Source organism: Bacillus sp. SW14 (genome assembly GCF_047608225.1).
GTDB classification, from domain to species: domain Bacteria; phylum Bacillota; class Bacilli; order Bacillales; family Bacillaceae; genus Bacillus; species Bacillus subtilis_G.
Map to the genome: position 1 here is coordinate 80,001 of NZ_JBLKRW010000001.1, position 16,580 is coordinate 96,580.

The 16,580-nt window shown below is 42.8% G+C and carries 13 protein-coding genes and 1 rRNA gene (1 of these 14 only partly in view); 6 read left to right on the top strand and 8 right to left on the bottom strand.

Annotated elements, in window-relative coordinates; translation table 11 throughout:
• From ACMX2I_RS00445 to dnaA, 8 genes are all read right to left on the bottom strand, one after another.
• Positions 1 to 769 (bottom strand): 16S ribosomal RNA (locus ACMX2I_RS00445); it reaches 781 nt to the left of the window's first position.
• A gap of 345 nt (positions 770 to 1,114) precedes the next feature.
• The gene (gene gyrA, locus ACMX2I_RS00450) at positions 1,115 to 3,580 is read right to left on the bottom strand and encodes a DNA topoisomerase (ATP-hydrolyzing) subunit A (protein ID WP_087993740.1); all 2,466 of its coding nucleotides are present in this window, start codon (positions 3,578 to 3,580) and stop codon (positions 1,115 to 1,117) included.
• A gap of 210 nt (positions 3,581 to 3,790) precedes the next feature.
• Complete coding sequence (gyrB, locus tag ACMX2I_RS00455; protein WP_148963437.1) at positions 3,791 to 5,707, bottom strand: DNA topoisomerase (ATP-hydrolyzing) subunit B; 1,917 nt, start codon at positions 5,705 to 5,707, stop codon at positions 3,791 to 3,793.
• Between the two features lie 54 nt (positions 5,708 to 5,761).
• Positions 5,762 to 6,007, bottom strand: coding sequence for an extracellular matrix regulator RemB (remB, locus tag ACMX2I_RS00460; protein ID WP_003219266.1), 246 nt, complete (start codon positions 6,005 to 6,007; stop codon positions 5,762 to 5,764).
• Between the two features lie 17 nt (positions 6,008 to 6,024).
• Positions 6,025 to 7,137, bottom strand: a complete 1,113-nt coding sequence (recF, locus tag ACMX2I_RS00465) for a DNA replication/repair protein RecF (protein ID WP_414955841.1) — start codon at positions 7,135 to 7,137, stop codon at positions 6,025 to 6,027.
• A 15-nt stretch (positions 7,138 to 7,152) separates the two neighbouring features.
• Positions 7,153 to 7,368 (bottom strand): ribosome maturation protein RlbA, encoded by a 216-nt coding sequence (rlbA, locus tag ACMX2I_RS00470; protein WP_003219264.1) that lies wholly within the window; start codon positions 7,366 to 7,368, stop codon positions 7,153 to 7,155.
• A gap of 130 nt (positions 7,369 to 7,498) precedes the next feature.
• The gene (gene dnaN, locus ACMX2I_RS00475) at positions 7,499 to 8,635 is read right to left on the bottom strand and encodes a DNA polymerase III subunit beta (RefSeq protein WP_202327738.1); all 1,137 of its coding nucleotides are present in this window, start codon (positions 8,633 to 8,635) and stop codon (positions 7,499 to 7,501) included.
• A 192-nt stretch (positions 8,636 to 8,827) separates the two neighbouring features.
• Positions 8,828 to 10,168 (bottom strand): chromosomal replication initiator protein DnaA, encoded by a 1,341-nt coding sequence (dnaA, locus tag ACMX2I_RS00480; RefSeq protein ID WP_039074864.1) that lies wholly within the window; start codon positions 10,166 to 10,168, stop codon positions 8,828 to 8,830.
• A 619-nt stretch (positions 10,169 to 10,787) separates the two neighbouring features.
• Here dnaA and rpmH point away from each other — a divergent pair.
• The 6 genes from rpmH (at position 10,788) to mnmG (ending at position 16,573) form a co-directional block, all read left to right on the top strand.
• Positions 10,788 to 10,922: a 50S ribosomal protein L34 gene (rpmH, locus tag ACMX2I_RS00485; RefSeq protein ID WP_003178075.1), complete on the top strand. Its 135-nt coding sequence runs from the start codon at positions 10,788 to 10,790 to the stop codon at positions 10,920 to 10,922.
• A gap of 152 nt (positions 10,923 to 11,074) precedes the next feature.
• Positions 11,075 to 11,425: a ribonuclease P protein component gene (gene rnpA, locus ACMX2I_RS00490; protein WP_003242628.1), complete on the top strand. Its 351-nt coding sequence runs from the start codon at positions 11,075 to 11,077 to the stop codon at positions 11,423 to 11,425.
• Between the two features lie 143 nt (positions 11,426 to 11,568).
• A complete protein-coding gene (gene spoIIIJ, locus ACMX2I_RS00495; protein WP_087993744.1) occupies positions 11,569 to 12,354 on the top strand; it encodes a YidC family membrane integrase SpoIIIJ in 786 nt (261 codons plus the stop codon).
• The gene (jag, locus tag ACMX2I_RS00500; RefSeq protein WP_414955842.1) at positions 12,351 to 12,977 is read left to right on the top strand and encodes an RNA-binding cell elongation regulator Jag/EloR; all 627 of its coding nucleotides are present in this window, start codon (positions 12,351 to 12,353) and stop codon (positions 12,975 to 12,977) included. Before spoIIIJ ends, jag begins: the two co-directional genes overlap by 4 nt.
• 310 nt (positions 12,978 to 13,287) lie before the next feature.
• Positions 13,288 to 14,667, top strand: coding sequence for a tRNA uridine-5-carboxymethylaminomethyl(34) synthesis GTPase MnmE (gene mnmE, locus ACMX2I_RS00505; protein ID WP_394715609.1), 1,380 nt, complete (start codon positions 13,288 to 13,290; stop codon positions 14,665 to 14,667).
• Positions 14,668 to 14,686: 19 nt separating this feature from the next.
• Positions 14,687 to 16,573: a tRNA uridine-5-carboxymethylaminomethyl(34) synthesis enzyme MnmG gene (gene mnmG / locus ACMX2I_RS00510; RefSeq protein ID WP_087993747.1), complete on the top strand. Its 1,887-nt coding sequence runs from the start codon at positions 14,687 to 14,689 to the stop codon at positions 16,571 to 16,573.
• Positions 16,574 to 16,580: the final 7 nt, after the last annotated feature.

Below are 16,580 nucleotides of genomic sequence, written 5' to 3' on the forward strand. Positions count from 1 at the left end.
TCCTCAGCGTCAGTTACAGACCAGAGAGTCGCCTTCGCCACTGGTGTTCCTCCACATCTCTACGCATTTCACCGCTACACGTGGAATTCCACTCTCCTCTTCTGCACTCAAGTTCCCCAGTTTCCAATGACCCTCCCCGGTTGAGCCGGGGGCTTTCACATCAGACTTAAGAAACCGCCTGCGAGCCCTTTACGCCCAATAATTCCGGACAACGCTTGCCACCTACGTATTACCGCGGCTGCTGGCACGTAGTTAGCCGTGGCTTTCTGGTTAGGTACCGTCAAGGTACCGCCCTATTCGAACGGTACTTGTTCTTCCCTAACAACAGAGCTTTACGATCCGAAAACCTTCATCACTCACGCGGCGTTGCTCCGTCAGACTTTCGTCCATTGCGGAAGATTCCCTACTGCTGCCTCCCGTAGGAGTCTGGGCCGTGTCTCAGTCCCAGTGTGGCCGATCACCCTCTCAGGTCGGCTACGCATCGTTGCCTTGGTGAGCCGTTACCTCACCAACTAGCTAATGCGCCGCGGGTCCATCTGTAAGTGGTAGCCGAAGCCACCTTTTATGTTTGAACCATGCGGTTCAAACAAGCATCCGGTATTAGCCCCGGTTTCCCGGAGTTATCCCAGTCTTACAGGCAGGTTACCCACGTGTTACTCACCCGTCCGCCGCTAACATCAGGGAGCAAGCTCCCATCTGTCCGCTCGACTTGCATGTATTAGGCACGCCGCCAGCGTTCGTCCTGAGCCAGGATCAAACTCTCCGATAATGGATCACAGGTTAAGTTCACCGCATCCTGCGGCAACACCTGTGTGACCTGCATCGTGCAGGCCTAGTTTGACTGACTACGCACATCACTGTGCGATTTATAAAAAAATGAATTAACAGGTACGTTTTGTCTTGTTTAGTTTTCAAAGAACTTTGCGTGCTTCTCTCGAAGCGACTATTTAATAGTAACATTTTTAGTTAACTAGGTCAATACTTTTTCGAGAAAAGTTTTTGCTAGTCATGTTTATGTCTTTTAAAAGACAACAGAAATGATTATACCATAAATCTTATGACTGTAAAGGGTTATGGCACAAAAAAAGCGCAGCTTTTTCAGCTGCGCTTTTTCTCACACTTCTTCTTGTGTTTCTTCTTGATCATCTTCTTCATTTTTCTCCACTAATGCTACTGTAGCAACATGCTCTTCTTCCGCCATTCTGATAAGGCGCACACCTTGAGTGACACGTCCGGTGGTTGAGATGTCATCAATGTCCATTCTAATGAGTACGCCGCTGGCTGTAATAATCATTAGATCCTCTTCACCTTTAGTAGCTTTTACTGTTACTAATTGGCCGTTGTTCTCGGTGATTTTCGCTGTTTTGAGTCCTTTTCCGCCACGGCTTTGGGTTCTGTACTCTTCAGCCGGAGTTCGTTTTCCGTAACCTTTTTCAGTTACGATAAGGACATGTGATTCTTCCTCTAATATCTCCATTCCGACAACAACGTCATCATCAGTCAGGGTGATACCTTTTACGCCTGCCGCAGTTCTTCCCATTTCCCGAACATCCGTTTCAGGGAAACGAATCAGCAATCCATTTTTCGTTCCGATGACCATTTGTTTTGTGCCGTCAGTTAGACGTACACCCATCAATTCATCATCCTCACGAAGACTCAGAGCGATTAAGCCATTGTTACGGATATTAGCGAACTGAGAAAGCGAAGTTCGTTTTGAAACCCCGTGCTTTGTTGTGAAGAAAAGGTAAAGTTCCGCGTTGAATTCAGAGACTGGAATAATCGCGTTAATCCATTCACCTTTTTCTACTTCCAACAGGTTGATAATCGGGATTCCTTTTGCTGTTCTGCCGTATTCAGGGATTTCATATCCTTTTGCACGATACACTTTCCCCTTGTTCGAGAAGAAAAGAATCGTGTCATGCGTTGATGTAGAGATCAGATGTTCAACGAAATCATCTTCGTTTGTCCCCATGCCCTGAACGCCTTTTCCGCCACGCTTTTGACTGCGGTAGGTTGAGGCAGGCAGACGTTTGATATATCCGTTGTGTGTCAGGGTGACAACGATGTTTTCTCTTTCGATGAGATCTTCATCTTCAATTGTTTCAAGACCGGCAGTGACGATCTCAGTGCGTCTTTCATCGTTAAAACGCTCTTTAATTTCTATGAGTTCTTCACGAATGATCTCAAGCACTTTTTCTTCATTGGCCAAGATTTCTTTAAGCTCTGCAATTAATTTAACAAGGGATCGGTACTCCTCTTCAATCTTTTCACGTTCCAATCCTGTTAAACGCTGCAGTCTCATATCAAGAATAGCTTGGGCTTGTTTTTCAGTCAGCGAGAATTGTTCAATTAATCCTGTTCTCGCAATTTCAGCCGTTTGAGAATTACGGATAAGGGAAATAACTGCATCAAGATGATCAAGAGCAATTCTCAATCCTTCCAAGATATGTGCTCTTGCCTCCGCTTTACGCAATTCATAAGCAGTACGGCGTCTGATTACGACTTTTTGGTGATCTAGGTAATACTCCAAGCATTGCTTTAAATTTAAAACTTTTGGCTGTCCGTCAACAAGCGCAAGCAGATTGATACCAAAAGAAGTTTGCAAAGCTGTTTGCTTATATAGATTATTTAGAATGACATGCGCGTTGGCATCTCTTCTGATTTCAATGACGATTCTCATACCTGTGCGGTCAGATTCATCACGTAGATCGGTAATACCTTCTATCTTCTTATCTCTGACAAGATCAGCGATTTTTTCGATTAGTTTTGCTTTATTTACTTGGTATGGAAGTTCTGTTACGACAATTCTTTCTTTTCCTGACGATGTTTGTTCGATCTCCGCTTTTGCCCGGATCGTAATCGAGCCTCGTCCTGATTCGTATGCTTTACGAATACCGCTTCGGCCCAAAATTTGCCCCGCAGTCGGGAAGTCAGGACCAGGAATAATCTCCATAAGCTCCTGTACTGCGATTTCAGGATTTTCACTGACAGCAAGCACACCGTCAATGATTTCTCCCAACTGGTGCGGAGGAATGTTTGTTGCCATGCCTACCGCAATTCCGGCAGCGCCGTTTACAAGCAGATTCGGGAACCTTGAAGGCATAACGACAGGTTCTCTTTCTGATCCGTCATAGTTGTCCTGATAATCGATTGTGTCTTTTGTGATGTCTCGAAGAATTTCCATCGAGATTTTAGACATTCTTGCTTCCGTATAACGCATGGCAGCCGCAGAGTCCCCGTCAACAGAACCAAAGTTTCCGTGACCGTCAACGAGCATATAACGATAGTTGAAATCTTGCGCCATTCTGACCATGGATTCATATACCGCTGAATCACCATGCGGGTGGTATTTCCCGATAACTTCTCCGACGATACGCGCGGATTTTTTATAAGCCTTGTCACTTGTCATGCCCAGATCGTTCATTGCATACAAAATCCGTCTGTGAACCGGTTTTAAACCGTCACGGACATCTGGAAGAGCACGGGACACGATAACGCTCATTGCATAATCCAAGAAGGACGTACGCATTTCCTGACTGATATTTATTTCACGAACTTGTGGTGTGTTTTGTTCACTCATTAAAAAACCTCCCTGAAGTATCACATGAAATATGTGGGAGTAGATTGTCCATTATGATCTTCAATACGATTTCACTATTCTCCATTATATCAATAAACTTATGATTATACACATTAAATTGCTAGAATATATAGGTATTGCAAGCATTACTGCATCTGATCTCGTTCAGAAAAAAGCCTTATTTCTTATTGGAAATAAGGCTTTTTATGATTAGATGTCAAGATTTTTAACGTATCTCGCATTCGCTTCTATGAAGTTTCGGCGCGGTTCTACTTTGTCGCCCATCAGCATTTCAAATGTCTCATCGGCATCCATTGCATCTTCAAGAGTTACCTGAAGAAGTGTTCTGGAGCTCGGATCCATGGTTGTCTCCCATAGCTGGGTCGCATTCATTTCTCCAAGACCTTTATAACGCTGCAAGCCAGGCTTAGGCGTTTGAGGAAGAGTTTTCAACAGATCATCAAGTTCTTTGTCATTATATGCATATTCAACACGTTTTCCCTGTTGAACCTTGTAGAGCGGCGGCTGCGCAATATACACGTAGCCATTTTCAATAATTTGGCGCATATATCTGTAAAAGAACGTTAACAGCAGTGTTCTGATGTGCGCGCCATCAACGTCAGCATCAGTCATAATGACAACTTTGTGGTAACGGGCTTTCCCCAAGTTGAAATCTTCCCCTATACCTGTTCCAAGTGCTGTGATCATAGAACGAACTTCGTTGTTGGAAAGGATTTTGTCCAATCTTGCTTTTTCAACGTTTAAGATTTTACCTCTAAGCGGCAAAATGGCTTGGAAATGTCTGTCGCGGCCTTGTTTAGCTGATCCTCCGGCAGAGTCACCCTCTACGATATATAACTCGGAAATGCTCGGATCTTTTGATGAGCAGTCCGCTAGCTTACCGGGAAGGTTTGAAATTTCCAAAGCACTCTTGCGGCGTGTTAACTCACGCGCTTTTTTCGCAGCCATTCTTGCTCTTGCCGCCATCAAACCTTTGTCGACAATTTTTTTGGCCGCATCTGGATTTTCCAGCATAAATGTTTCCAATGCCGCAGAAAATAACGTATCGGTGATCGTCCGCGCTTCTGAGTTGCCTAGTTTTGTTTTCGTTTGGCCTTCAAACTGCGGATCAGGGTGTTTGATGGAAATAATCGCGGTTAGCCCTTCTCTTACGTCGTCACCGCTTAAATTCGGATCATTTTCTTTAATGAGCCCTTTTTTTCTGGCGTAATCATTGATCACACGAGTCAGGCCCGTTTTGAAGCCGGCTTCGTGGGTCCCGCCTTCATACGTGTTAATGTTATTTGTAAACGAGTAAATGTTGCTTGTGTAGCTGTCATTATATTGCAAAGCCACTTCAACCGTAATGCCGTCCTTTTCGCCTTCAATGTAAATCGGCTCTTCATGGACAACTTCTTTAGAACGGTTTAAATACTCTACATAACTTTTAATTCCGCCTTCGTAATGGTACTCATTTTTGCGCTCTTGTCCTTCACGTTTATCTTCAATCGTGATGTTTACGCCTTTTGTCAAAAAGGCTAATTCGCGCACACGGTTAGCAAGCAGATCATAATCATACACAGTTGTTTCTGTGAAAATCTCAGGATCTGGGACAAAATGTGTCGTCGTTCCTGAGTGATCTGTTTCGCCAATGATTTCAAGGTCTGAAACCGGAACTCCGCGTTTATAGGTTTGACGGTGGATTTTTCCGTCACGGTGTACCGTCACAACAAGCTCGGTTGAAAGTGCGTTTACGACTGACGCACCTACACCGTGCAATCCTCCGGATACTTTATAACCGCTTCCGTCAAATTTCCCTCCGGCATGAAGCACCGTCATAATGACCTCTACCGCAGGCCGGCCCATTTTTTCATGAATACCGACTGGAATACCGCGGCCGTTATCTACCACCGTGATGCTGTTGTCTTTTTCGATTTGGATATTGATATCCGTACAATAACCGGCGAGGGCTTCGTCAATACTATTGTCGACAATTTCCCATACCAGATGGTGAAGGCCTTTGCTGTTTGTTGAACCGATGTACATTCCCGGTCTTTTACGAACAGCTTCCAATCCCTCCAGAACCTGTATCTGATTTTCATCATAACTGTTTTGCTGCTGTTCCATAGCCACGTCATTCACCTACACTTTTCTAAACGATATATTCGTGATAAAAAACTTCTAAGAATCTATTTCAAACATAAATTGCGCACGTTTTTTTAATGTACTGGAAGATAAGGGAGAGTAATATATATTCTGAACCGTGACTACGATAGATTTTGGCGTGCCGTTTACGGAAGGCACCACCTTGTGTTTCTGTTTTTTCAGAAATTCTTCAACAATAGGCGACATGTTGGCTTTAAAATCAAAAATGCCGACAATATCTCGTGTTGAAACCACAAAGTCATCACCTAAATGAATATACAATTGCCCACCTCATTTCTTCACTTCACTAACGCACCGTTTTGCACACGGAACATTCCTGCTTGACGTAAGGTTTCGTGATCAATGCCATCAACGCTTGTCGTTGTGACAAACGTTTGTACACGGCCTTGGATCGTATGAAGCAAGTGTGACTGGCGATAATCATCCAGCTCACTCAATACATCATCCAATAGTAAAATGGGATATTCTCCGATTTCCTCATGGATCAGGTCAATCTCCGCAAGTTTAAGGGACAATGCCGTCGTTCGCTGCTGTCCTTGTGAACCATACGTCTGCACATCGCGTCCGTTCACATAGAAAAGAACATCGTCACGATGAGGACCTGACAGCGTAACACCGCGCTCAATTTCTTTTTCTCTTAATTTAGAAAACGCTTCTTGATAGCTATCTCCTATTTTCGACAAGTCTTTAGGATCTGATACCTCAAGAGCCGTATGGTACTTCAGGGTCAGCTCCTCAAGCCCTCTTGAGATGCCCGTATGAATAGGCTGCGCCCATTTTTCAAGCTGCGCTGTAAACTGCAGGCGTTTTACAACGACTTTTGACGCAACTTCTACAAGCTGATCGGTCAAAACATCGAGCATCGTTCTGTCAGTTTGTTTTCTTGTTTGCAGCTGCTTCAAAAAATGATTTCGCTGGGAAAGGATTTTTTGGTAAAGAGAAAGATCATGCAGGTAGACAGGAGAAACCTGTCCAATTTCCATGTCAAGAAACCGCCTTCTCACTTGAGGGCTCCCCTTTACCAGATTTAAATCTTCCGGCGCGAACATGATGGTGTTGAGGGCCCCGACATACCGGCTGAGCTTTTGCTGTTCAATATGGTTGACCTTGCCCTTTTTACCCTTTTTGGAGATGACGAGCTGCATCGGGATCGCTCCGTTTTGCTTCATCACTCTTCCCTCTATTTTAGCATAGTCTTTGTCCCACCGTATAAGTTCTTTGTCATTTGATGTCCGGTGCGATTTCGCCATGGACAAGACATAGATCGCCTCCATGAGGTTTGTTTTCCCCTGGGCGTTTTCTCCGATGATGACATTTACTTTGTTTTCAAATTGGAGTTCAGCATGTTCGTAGTTGCGGTAAGATGTCAGTTCTAAGTTCTGGATATACAATCAGTATCACCCGCTTTAATTGACGACTTGAAAAGAACCAAATCCTTCAATCTCTACCACATCTCCAACATACAGCTTTCTGCCTCGGCGGTTGTCCGGTTCGTTGTTCACCAGCACTTCATGCTCGCTCAAAAACCACTTCGCCATACCGCCTGACTGAATGACATCGGCTAATTTCAAGAATTGTCCAAGTGTAATCATCTCTGTATCAATTGAAATCGGATTTGCCATTATATCGACCTCTTTCAAATATCACTAATATCTAATTGTACTAAAAAAAAACGAATTAGGGAAAGGGAAAACTTGTCGGAGCAGATACCGAATAGAAAAGCTGCCGAACGGGTCGGCAGCGTGTATCGGATTAATAGGTTCTGACAGGAAGGATAAGCTGTACAATCGTTTCATCATTCGGCGTGCGAATTAAGAAAGGCCTCATTGCACCTGTAAAGCTTACGCGTATCTCTGCTCCTTCAAGCACCTTTAGTGCATCCAACATATATTTTGGACTAAATGAGATATTTAATTCCTCACCATCAATTTGATCTGCAAGAATCGCTTCCACAACTTTACCGATTTCAGGTGAGTTAGAAGAAATCTCAATGGATTCAGCAGGTTTTGCAGAAAGTTTCACTACGTTGTTGCGCCCCTCTCTAGCTAGAAGGGATGCACGATCAATCGCCTGAAGGAATTCTTTCGTGTTCACAATGATTTCTGTTTTGCTTTCCTGCGGAATCAGGCTGGTTGTGTCCGGGTAATTTCCGTCCAGAAGCCGCGAGAAGAACAAGACGTTTTTCGCTTTAAACAGAACTTGAGTTTCTGTGATCACGATATCTACAAGTTCCTGATTGTCATCCAAAATCTTACTGAGTTCGGTTAAGCTTTTTCCCGGGATAACGACGTTATAAGATCTGTCTTCTGGAATATCAAGTTTCGCTTTTCTTAATGCCAGACGGTGGCTATCCGTCGCAGTGCATAATAATTCACTTTTTTCCACGTTCCAGTTTACACCTGTCAAGATAGGGCGTGTTTCTGAGGTGGACACCGCGAACACTGTTTGTCTGATCAGATTTTTTAACAAATCAGTTGGGATCTGAATCGCATGATGCTCTTCGATCTGTGGCAAGTGCGGATATTCATCAGCGTCAAGCCCGTTTAGATTAAATTCTGCTTTGCCCGAACGGATAATAGTCAAATACTGATTTTGCACTTCGATTTCCACCATTGCCATCGGCAGTTTTTTGACAATTTCACTAAAGAAGCGGGCTTGTAAGACGATGCTTCCAGGCTGTTCTATCGTGACAATTTCTTTATCTCCTTCTTCTTTTGGAATAAAGGATTCGATAGAAATATCTGAATCGCTTCCCGTAAAGGATACTCCATCATCTGATGCAACGATTTTAATACCAGTCAAGATGGGAATTGTAGTTCTGGATGAAACGGCTTTTAATACATCTTGGACACTTTCAACAAGACGATCTTTTTGAATCGTGAATTTCATTTTTATCCTCCTAACGGATAATGTATTTATATATATATTTTTTTAAAAAAAATAGTAGCAGTAATAGTAGGGCTTGTGGATTTGTGGATAAGTTGTGAAAAAGACAGGAAACACAGCCTATCCACATGTGGACAGACTGTGCATGACTAATGAAAAGTTATTCACACTTTCCCCGATTAATCCCCGGTCCTGCTATTTAAGCTGTTCTTTAATTTCTTTTACATGCTGCTGAAGCTGTTCATCATCTGTCAGCAGTTTTGAAATTTTTTCATGCGCATGAATAACCGTCGTATGGTCACGGCCTCCAAATTCTTCCCCGATTTTAGGAAGAGAGGAATCAGTCATTTCCCTTGATAAGTACATGGCAATTTGGCGCGGGAAAGCAACTGATTTTGTCCGTTTTTTTGCTTTGAAATCCTCGAGTTTAATATTAAATTGCTGGCCTACTACCCTCTGAATTTCTTTTATCGTAATGACTTTCGGTTTTGAAGAAGGAATAATATCTTTCAGCGCCTCAGCGGCCAGATCAGCATTAATATCTTTATTAATTAAAGATGAGTAAGCAACAACTCTGATTAATGCTCCTTCAAGTTCCCGAATATTGCTGTCGATTTGATTTGCGATGTAAAGCATAACCTCATTCGGAATATCGAGGCCTTCTGCTTTGGCTTTTTTTCTTAAAATCGCAATTCTCGTCTCCAAATCAGGCGGCGTGATATCCGTAATCAGGCCCCATTCAAAACGAGAACGTAATCTGTCTTCAAGTGTCGGAATTTCTTTTGGCGGTCTGTCACTTGAAATGACGATTTGTTTGCTTTCTTCGTGCAATGTGTTAAATGTATGGAAAAATTCTTCCTGGGTCTGTTCTTTTCCCGCTAAAAATTGAATATCATCTATCAAAAGCACATCGACATTTCGATAGCGATTGCGGAAATCGACGGCTTTATTATCTCGGATAGAGTTGATGAATTCGTTTGTAAATTTCTCAGAAGACAGATAAACCACTTTGGCAGAAGGATTATGATCTATTACATAATGGCCGATCGCATGCATTAAGTGTGTTTTCCCTAAGCCGACGCCCCCATAGATAAATAAAGGGTTGTATGCTTTCGCGGGTGCTTCCGCTACTGCGAGAGAAGCAGCGTGTGCAAATCGGTTTCCAGATCCGATGACAAAAGTATCAAAAGTATATTTTGGATTGAGCATATTTTGGGGAAAATCAGATGTTTCTTCTTTGACCGCTTTTTTGACTTGCGGTTTCGGCATAAAATCTTCAACATCTTGATTTTGAGGAATGACAAACTTAATGCTCAATTCTTCCCCGGTTAATTCATATATAGTATCTGCAATAAGATGCAAGTATCTGGACTCGAGCCAGTCTCTGGCAAATTCATTAGGAGCGGTGATTGTCAATGTATCTCCCTGCAGTGAGTGGGCTTTGGTTGATTTCATCCAAGTTTCAAAGCTCGGTTTGCTCAACTTTTTTTCGATTTGAGCAAGGGCTTGATTCCACAGATCTAATATATTTTCCATCTTCCGGCACGTCCCTCCTTTTCATAGAAAATAGCGTCTTTCTCTGTTATAGAACACAAAAAAAGAGCAAATGGCGCTTGCCATTCGTACACATTAAATGTTGAAAACATATAATATAGTAGATAAATAGCTTTTCGACAAATTTCACAACTTGTGGACAAGGTTCTACACAAGCTGTGTGAAATCAATCCACAACTTATCCACACTTTGTGGATAAAAAGGGAAGGTGAGATTAGTAATTAAGAGTTAAAACACAAATATAATACCAAAATAAACGAGAGCTTGCAATGGGTCTCACAATCTTATCCACAAAGCGGACAGCCTGTTGAAAAAAATTTGTCCACAGACGTTGGTAATGTGAAAATGTTGTCGATAACCTCTGTGGATATTAAAAAAGGCGTAAAAGATATCCACACTCGTGATTTTAGGGCAAGTTGTAGTTGTCTTTTTTCGTTAATTTAAGGAATCTTAAAAATAAGGTTTCGAAAGTTGAAAAGGTATGTTATCCTATTATGGTTGCGAGAAACAAAAGCACTAGTGAAGTTGACAATGAACAGGTAACGCAAATATAATAAGTAAGACTGTCTTTAACAGCTATTCCTCGAGGGAGGTGTCATAAATGAAAAGAACATTCCAACCGAATAACCGTAAACGCAGTAAAGTTCATGGCTTCAGAAGCCGTATGAGTTCAAAAAACGGTCGTCTAGTTTTAGCACGCCGTCGCCGTAAAGGCAGAAAAGTATTATCAGCTTAGGCCACTGAATAATGTCAGTGGTCTTTTTTCACGTTATGGGAAAAGATAGATGTGATGCGGAATGAACCGGGGCTTGCTTCCTGGTTCTGACGCATCTCATTTTTCATCATAAAATTTAAAAGTTTCTGCCAGCCAGTATCGGAGTGAGTCATTTGAAGAAGCGAAATCGTTTAAAGAAAAATGAAGATTTTCAAAAAGTGTTTAAGCATGGGACATCAGTAGCGAACCGCCAATTTGTCTTATATACGCTTGATCAGCCTGAAAACGATGAGCTGCGTGTCGGGCTTTCCGTCAGCAAAAAAATTGGCAACGCCGTGATGCGAAATCGGATCAAACGTTTGATTCGGCAGGCCTTTCTTGAAGAGAAAGAGAGACTGAAGGAAAAGGATTACATCATTATTGCCAGAAAACCGGCGAGCCAGCTGACATATGAGGAAACAAAAAAAAGTCTGCAGCATCTATTCAGGAAGTCTTCTTTATATAAGAAATCTTCGTCAAAGTAGGCATTGCCACTGCTTTCTTACAACTTTTAAAAACGCTTCCTTTCTGGTTATCAGAAAAAGACACCATTTAAAACTGAAAGATGCTAAAATACATACAAGTATGCTTTGCAATAAAAGAGCGTAAAGATTGATTATAGGAGGAAATGTTCTTGAAAAGGAGAATAGGGTTGCTATTAAGTATGGTTGGCGTATTCATGCTTTTGGCTGGATGCTCGAGTGTGCAAGAGCCGATCACTGCAGATAGTCCGCATTTTTGGGACAAGTACGTAGTATATCCATTGTCTGAGCTCATTACGTATGTAGCGAAAGTGACGGGAGATAACTATGGGCTTTCAATTATTCTTGTTACCATTTTGATTCGTTTATTAATTTTGCCGCTGATGATTAAGCAGCTGAGAAGTTCGAAAGCGATGCAGGCTTTACAGCCGGAAATGCAAAAGCTTAAAGAAAAATACAGTTCAAAGGATCAAAAAACGCAGCAAAAGCTTCAGCAGGAAACAATGGCTTTATTCCAAAAGAACGGTGTCAATCCGTTGGCGGGATGTTTCCCGATTTTAATCCAGATGCCGATTTTAATTGGATTCTATCATGCGATCATGAGAACACAGGCGATATCAGAGCATAGTTTCCTATGGTTTGACTTAGGAGAAAAAGATCCTTACTATATTCTTCCTATCGTTGCCGGGGTCGCTACATTTGTTCAGCAAAAGCTGATGATGGCGGGGAATGCGCAGCAAAATCCGCAAATGGCGATGATGCTTTGGATTATGCCGATCATGATTATCGTATTTGCAATTAATTTCCCGGCGGCTCTTTCTCTTTATTGGGTAGTCGGTAACTTGTTTATGATTGCGCAAACTTTCCTTATCAAAGGACCTGATATTAAAAAAGATCCTGAACCGCAAAAAGCCGGAGGAAAGAAAAAGTGAGGAACGTGACTGCTGCAGGGCGAAATGTCGATGAAGCAGTACAGTCTGGGTTGCAAGAGCTGGAATTAACAATGGATAAGGTGGAAATTACCGTTATTGATGAGGGAAACAAAGGATTTCTTGGTATTTTCGGTAAAAAGCCGGCGGTCGTAAAGCTTGTTGAAAAGATTGACCCGATTCAGCAAGCGAAGTCTTATCTACAAACAATTGCCGAAGCCATTGCCGGGAAGTCTGATGTGACTGTTCAAGAAAACAAAAAGACAGTGAGTTTCCATATAACAGGTGAAAAAGCGGCACTGTTGATTGGGAAAAGAGGACAAACCTTAAATGCCCTTGAAACTTTGACACAGCTTGTTATTAATCGTTATTCAGCCCCATTTAAACATGTGACGGTGGATGCTGAAAACTATCGCTTGAAAAGAAAAGAAACTCTGAGTCAGCTGGCTACCAGGCTTGCAGATCAGGTGTTGAAAACGAAAAAAGCAGTTCATCTTGAACCTATGCCGTCCAGTGAAAGAAAAATCATCCATGATACTCTTTCTGGATATGCAAATCACCAGATCAAAACGTATTCAATGGGTGAAGGCGAAAATCGCCATCTCGTTATTTCCCATAAAAAATAGCATAAAACCGAAGTCCGGTAAAAAGCGGATTTCGGTTTTTTTGTATGGAAAAAATCTATTTTTCCTAGTAATATCAAGCTTTTGCCGTTTAAGTTTTTTCTTTTTAGGTGTATCCTGTTGATAAAAAGGAAGTTCAGGAAATAAAATTAATTGTTATTCACATGTGGATAAGTTAAAGTAATAGAGGGTGAATCCCTAATTCTGTGGATAACACATCTTCCACTTCGAACCAAACTATGTTATCTTTTAGTTTTGGCATAATAAAATTTTTTTATATAGATGAAAGTATAAGTAAAGAGAGGTGAACAGCATGGATACAATTGCGGCAATTTCCACTCCGATGGGAGAAGGCGCGATTGCGATTGTACGGTTGAGCGGACCAGAAGCAATTCAAATCGCTGATAAAATGTATAAAGGACCGAAGGGGAAAACACTCAGCTCGGTTGAATCACATACGATTCATTATGGTCATATCGTAGACAGACCTTCGGATCGTGTCGTTGAGGAAGTAATGGTATCAGTGTTAAAAGCGCCGAGAACTTTTACACGTGAAGACGTCATCGAAATTAACTGTCACGGGGGAATTGTGACTGTAAACCAAGTGCTTCAGCTCGCATTGAGAGAGGGAGCGAGACTGGCAGAGCCGGGTGAATTTACGAAACGCGCGTTTTTAAACGGCCGAATCGATCTTTCACAGGCTGAAGCGGTTATGGACTTAATCAGAGCAAAAACGGATCGGGCAATGAATGTCGCTATGAATCAAATGGAAGGGCGTCTTTCTGCTTTGGTGCGCCGTTTGCGCAGTGAGATTTTAGAAACACTGGCTCATGTTGAGGTGAATATCGATTATCCGGAGTATGATGATGTTGAGGAAATGACACATCAGCTTTTGGTTGAAAAGGCAACCGCCGTGAAAAAAGAAATTGAGGCGCTGCTGAGGACTTCTGAGCAGGGAAAAATCTTGCGTGAAGGTCTTTCTACTGTCATTATCGGACGGCCGAATGTAGGGAAATCATCTCTTCTGAACAGCCTCGTTCATGAGGCGAAAGCCATTGTAACCGATATTCCCGGAACGACTCGGGATGTGATTGAGGAATACGTTAATGTAAGGGGCGTTCCGCTTCGTCTGGTTGATACTGCAGGTATTCGTGAAACAGAGGATATTGTTGAACGAATCGGTGTTGAACGTTCACGTCAGGTTCTAAAGGAAGCGGACCTGATTTTACTTGTGCTTAATTATAGTGAAGAGCTTTCTGAAGAAGACGTAAAGCTTTTTGAAGCGGTTGAGGGCATGGACGTTATCGTGATTATGAATAAGACTGACCTTGAGGCTAAGATTGACATTGAGCGTGTCCGTGAGCTTGCCAAAGGACGTCCTGTTGTTACGACATCCCTATTAAAAGAGGAAGGCATCAATGATTTAGAAGAAGCGATTCAATCGCTTTTCTACACGGGTGCCATTGAAAGCGGAGATCTGACGTATGTCAGCAATACACGCCATATCTCTATTTTACAGCAAGCAAAAAGTGCCATTGAAGATGCACTTAGCGGCATCGAACAGGATGTCCCGATCGACATGGTGCAAATTGACCTTACAAGATGCTGGGAGCTGTTGGGCGAAATCATCGGAGATGCTGTCCACGAAAGCTTGATTGATCAGCTCTTTTCACAATTCTGTTTAGGAAAATAATAAAAGGAGGAACCGAATCATGGGGTATGAAGCAGGCCAATACGATGTGATTGTGATTGGCGCCGGGCATGCCGGTGTTGAGGCTGCCCTCGCATCAGCACGCCAAGGCGCCAAAACACTTGTCTTGACCATCAACCTAGATATGGTTGCATTTATGCCATGTAATCCGTCTGTCGGCGGCCCCGCAAAAGGGATTGTCGTCCGCGAAATTGACGCGCTCGGCGGAGAAATGGGCAAAAACATCGATAAAACGCATATTCAAATGAGAATGCTGAATACTGGAAAAGGTCCTGCCGTCCGCGCATTGCGTGCACAAGCAGACAAATTCCAATATCAGCACGAAATGAAAAATACACTTGAAAAAGAACCAAACTTAACAATGCTGCAAGGAATTGTGGAGCGGCTGATCGTTGAAGACGGCGAATGCCGCGGTGTCATTACACAAACAGGCGCGCATTATCGTGCGAAAGCAGTTGTCATGACGACAGGGACATATTTAAGAGGACGAATCATTCTTGGAGATCTGTCTTACTCAAGCGGTCCGAATAACCAGCAGCCTTCTATCAAGCTTTCTGAGCATTTGGAGGAACTGGGCTTTGACCTTGTTCGTTTTAAAACAGGTACGCCGCCTCGCGTCAAAAGCGATACGATTGATTACAGCAAAACGGAAATTCAGCCTGGTGACGATGTGCCTCGCGCTTTCTCATATGAAACAGTGGAATATATTACAGATCAGCTTCCTTGCTGGCTGACATATACAAGCCCTGAGACACATGAGATTATTGACGGCAACCTGCACCGTTCACCGATGTATTCGGGTATGATCAAAGGGACGGGTCCTAGATACTGCCCGTCCATTGAAGATAAAGTTGTCCGTTTTAATGATAAACCGCGTCACCAAATCTTCCTTGAGCCGGAAGGCAGAAATACGCAGGAAGTCTATGTCCAAGGTTTATCTACAAGTCTTCCAGAAGATGTACAGCAAAGAATGCTTGCAACGATTCCGGGTCTTGAAAACGTGCAAATGATGAGAGCCGGCTATGCGATCGAGTACGATGCGATCGTACCAACACAGCTGTGGCCGACACTTGAAACGAAAAAAATCACAAACCTTTACACGGCAGGCCAAATTAACGGAACATCCGGTTATGAAGAAGCTGCGGGACAAGGAATTATGGCGGGAATCAATGCAGGACGAAAAGCGCTTGGAGAAGAAGAAGTGATTTTAAGCCGTTCTGATGCCTACATTGGGGTTCTGATTGATGACCTTGTGACAAAAGGAACCAATGAACCATACCGTCTTTTGACATCACGTGCAGAATACAGATTGCTTCTTCGCCATGACAATGCTGATTTGCGTCTGACAGAAATCGGACACCGCATTGGATTGATTTCTGATGAGCGATATGCAGCTTTTGGGAAGAAAAAAGCGGCGATCGAAGCGGAGAAAAAACGTCTTCACTCTGTGATTATCAAGCCATCTCCGGAAAATCAAGAATATATCCGTTCTCTTGGCGGAAGCGAATTGAAAGATGGAGTTCGCGGCACAGACTTGATGAAACGTCCTGAAATGAACTATGAAACAGTCACTAAACTGGCGCCGCCAGAAGTGCCGGTTCCGCAAGACGTGGCAGAACAAGTAGAAATCCAAGTGAAATATGAAGGATATATTGAAAAATCCCTTCAGCAAGTGGAAAAACTGAAGAAGATGGAAAACAAAAAAATTCCGGATCGAATTGATTATGACGCAATCAAAGGGATCGCGACTGAGGCGCGTCAAAAACTAAAAAATGTGCGTCCTTTGTCTGTTGCCCAAGCTTCCCGCATTTCCGGTGTAAACCCGGCGGACATTTCAATTCTATTGGTGTATTTAGAGCAGGGACGCATTGCGAAGATAGCCGAATAGAAAGGAT

Bases quoted from the DNA above. Each gene is read 5' to 3' on its own strand.
- dnaA (WP_039074864.1), bottom strand. From the start codon at position 10,168: ATGGAAAATATATTAGATCTGTGGAATCAAGCCCTTGCTCAAATCGAA.
- spoIIIJ (WP_087993744.1), top strand. From the start codon at position 11,569: ATGTTCTTGAAAAGGAGAATAGGGTTGCTATTAAGTATGGTTGGCGTA.
- gyrA (WP_087993740.1), bottom strand. From the start codon at position 3,580: ATGAGTGAACAAAACACACCACAAGTTCGTGAAATAAATATCAGTCAG.
- rpmH (WP_003178075.1), top strand. From the start codon at position 10,788: ATGAAAAGAACATTCCAACCGAATAACCGTAAACGCAGTAAAGTTCAT.
- dnaN (WP_202327738.1), bottom strand. From the start codon at position 8,635: ATGAAATTCACGATTCAAAAAGATCGTCTTGTTGAAAGTGTCCAAGAT.
- mnmE (WP_394715609.1), top strand. From the start codon at position 13,288: ATGGATACAATTGCGGCAATTTCCACTCCGATGGGAGAAGGCGCGATT.
- gyrB (WP_148963437.1), bottom strand. From the start codon at position 5,707: ATGGAACAGCAGCAAAACAGTTATGATGAAAATCAGATACAGGTTCTG.
- mnmG (WP_087993747.1), top strand. From the start codon at position 14,687: ATGGGGTATGAAGCAGGCCAATACGATGTGATTGTGATTGGCGCCGGG.
- rlbA (WP_003219264.1), bottom strand. From the start codon at position 7,368: ATGGCAAATCCGATTTCAATTGATACAGAGATGATTACACTTGGACAA.